This is a genomic window from Bacteroides sp. An269, from assembly GCF_002159755.1.
In the GTDB taxonomy this organism is placed as follows: Bacteria; Bacteroidota; Bacteroidia; order Bacteroidales; family Bacteroidaceae; genus Phocaeicola; species Phocaeicola intestinalis.
In genome coordinates this window covers 1-2567 of record NZ_NFJG01000206.1, presented here as the reverse complement: position 1 = coordinate 2567, position 2567 = coordinate 1, and the positions used below count along the sequence as shown (strand labels likewise).

Below are 2567 nucleotides of genomic sequence, written 5' to 3'. Positions count from 1 at the left end.
CGACAATGAGCATTTTTTTGAAAGCGGTACAACGCATCAACCCGTCAGAACCGGACGAACCGAAGAAATGGTATCCCGTTCAGTACACCACCAAGATGGTGGACGAGAGCGAAGTGGCTATGCTGATAGCCGATGGGACGACTGACCCGTTTCCGTGAGTCGGGCAACTTGAAATCGTAAGTTGGGCAACTCAAAGTTCTGAGTTGGGCAACTCAGCTCGGTGAGTCGGGCAACTCACGGAAACGAGTTGGGCAACTCGGAAAAGTGAGTTGGCGGGGGATTGGTGGAATATCCGATGCTTGGCAGATGATACATTATAAGCAATTTGCATGATAGATAATAAAGAACATATTCGCTTCTTTTATTCTTCTTTCTCTGTACTGGCTTCATTCAAAGAAGGAATAGTTAAAGATAAAGAAAATACAGCGTTAGAAACAAAGCGGAAACTATTGGAAATAGATTTCTGCTTAGGTAAGTCATTAGTGGCGTTACAAAAAGATACACATAATTATGTGTCTGCTTTATGCAAAAGCTACAATCGTAGGCAAAAATTGAATGGACTGGATATGATGAATATCCTAACAGCGTTTTTCTTTCTGTTTGGCACTAAACAGACATTAGCCAATAATAATGTGTCCATTGTCCGCTGGCTGCAAAAAGCATCTGATTGGAATGTAGACAATCAATCTGAATGTAATCTTACTCTGTTTGCTGTAACATACTTCCGGCTTATACTTGATATTTTTAATAAAACCACTTCCCCTGCTATCATAAGCTCTAATATAAAGTTTGCGGCGGATAGGGAGTTTTATGCGTTAAAAGATAAGAAATATTCCATTTTATATGAGGTAATTGAGCAGGATTTAACAAACGCCAATCGGATGCAAAGTATATATCAACGAAGTCGTGAACCTTTTACAAAGCCTGTCGGTTATCAGGATTTTTCAATATTATGGTACGTTTTAGGGAAAATCTCCTTGTGGCAACAAATAGGCATAGAAATGAGAAGCGAATGTTTGGACGATATTTTTATTCGGATATTCAATAAAAAAAGAATGTTCTTTGATTATTGAAACGCTTGTAACAAGGTCAAGGCAATAGCTTAACACCGTTTCCCGCCAAACCATTATTAAATATGGAACACCGGATTACATCCCGATTGCTATCCCCTCCCAGAAGTTTAGTTATATACATCCAAACTGGCTTAAACCTGTTTCCATCGGCAGCGAAGTATGTGCCCGGCGAAAAAGAGAAAGCGGCATTTCCTTCTTCGCCAGTTTCAAGGCTGGTGGCTATGGTGGTTGGCGGAGGAAATGGCAGGATGCCGACAGCCTTTCTTCCCCTTCCGCCAACTCTTTTGCGACTTTTCCAAACCGTTTGGTTTGTTTCTCCGATTCTTTTCGTACCTTTGGGGGCATGAAGGTCAGGATATACGCCCCGCATGGCGGGGGTTGGTGGAATGTCCGATGCCCGACAAGTTTTATTGTCAATACATTATCAACAACGATTAAAGTTATAGACATGAAACATATACAAATGATAACAATGATGTGTGTGATTTGTTTAACGGCAAGTTGTACAACGCAAAAGGTTGCATATAGAGAAAGGTTTGAAGAAGCAAAAGGATATGCCCTTTATGCTTGCATCGCACACATGAACAAGTTTGTTGATAGTACATCAGTTATCAACAAAGATTATTCCGGCGAATATTTTGTTCAATTAAGCAGCTTATCGCTGGAAGAAATTATCGGAATTAAGGAATATGTGGATAAAGAATGTATGAATTATTGGAGCATATCACACAATCCGGAAGGTAATATGATTGCATATTCAACATGGAAATTCTATAACTCCAAAGACTTGGATAACTTTATCCGTAAGACATTAAGGAAAAATATCGGTAACAACGAAAGATAGCATCTGACGATGCTCCTTTCTAACCATTATCAATTAAGTAGAAAACTAATTAAAGAATAGAATTATGTTATCACAGAAAGTTTTAGATTCGTTGAAGAATGAACCAAAGTTGCTTCCGGAAAATCAAGCAAAATACAAAGAGATTTTAGATAGACACGGTATTAAAAAGGACTCCGACTTTTATGTATTTATGTCTGAATATGGTGGAGATATTGACGGTACTCTCGGCTACATGATAAATGTACCTGAAGATTTGTCCGATACAGATAATAGTGTAACATATTCTTTGCGACAAAATGAAGGAGTACCCGATGAATATATCTCTTTGTTTGATTTTGAGTACGAGGATTATCTACTATATAACCTAGTAGATGATTCAGTCGTACTTTTGCCGGGCGGAAATATTGAGTGTCTGAGCAATAATACCTTTGATAAAAAATGGGATAGCTTTAATAGTTTTCTTGAAGATTTCTTAGGATAGAATACTTCACAAATATTGATAACACGCCGGGATAACGGACTTACGCCGTTCCCCGTCCAGCCATTAGATACAATTAGATATGAATATACCTACTGCAATAAAGGAAATACTTGTTCATAACCATTGGGATGAATTTAACTTTCAAATGATGTCGGATTGTTACGCTGAT

The 2567-nt window shown here is 38.4% G+C and carries 4 protein-coding genes; all 4 read left to right on the top strand.

Annotated elements, in window-relative coordinates:
• Nucleotides 1-329 precede the first annotated feature (329 nt).
• The 4 genes from B5F71_RS19165 (at nucleotide 330) to B5F71_RS19150 (ending at nucleotide 2398) form a co-directional block, all read left to right on the top strand.
• Nucleotides 330-1073, top strand: a complete 744-nt coding sequence (locus B5F71_RS19165; protein WP_087213524.1) for a hypothetical protein — start codon at nucleotides 330-332, stop codon at nucleotides 1071-1073.
• A gap of 159 nt (nucleotides 1074-1232) precedes the next feature.
• Nucleotides 1233-1511, top strand: coding sequence for a hypothetical protein (locus B5F71_RS20555; RefSeq protein WP_158098161.1), 279 nt, complete (start codon nucleotides 1233-1235; stop codon nucleotides 1509-1511).
• 10 nt (nucleotides 1512-1521) lie between these two features.
• On the top strand, nucleotides 1522-1917 hold the full coding sequence (locus B5F71_RS19155) for a hypothetical protein (protein ID WP_087213521.1): 396 nt from the start codon (nucleotides 1522-1524) through the stop codon (nucleotides 1915-1917).
• Between the two features lie 64 nt (nucleotides 1918-1981).
• Nucleotides 1982-2398 carry a hypothetical protein gene (locus B5F71_RS19150; RefSeq protein ID WP_087213518.1) on the top strand — a complete coding sequence of 139 codons (417 nt, stop codon included), beginning with the start codon at nucleotides 1982-1984 and terminating at the stop codon, nucleotides 2396-2398.
• Nucleotides 2399-2567: the final 169 nt, after the last annotated feature.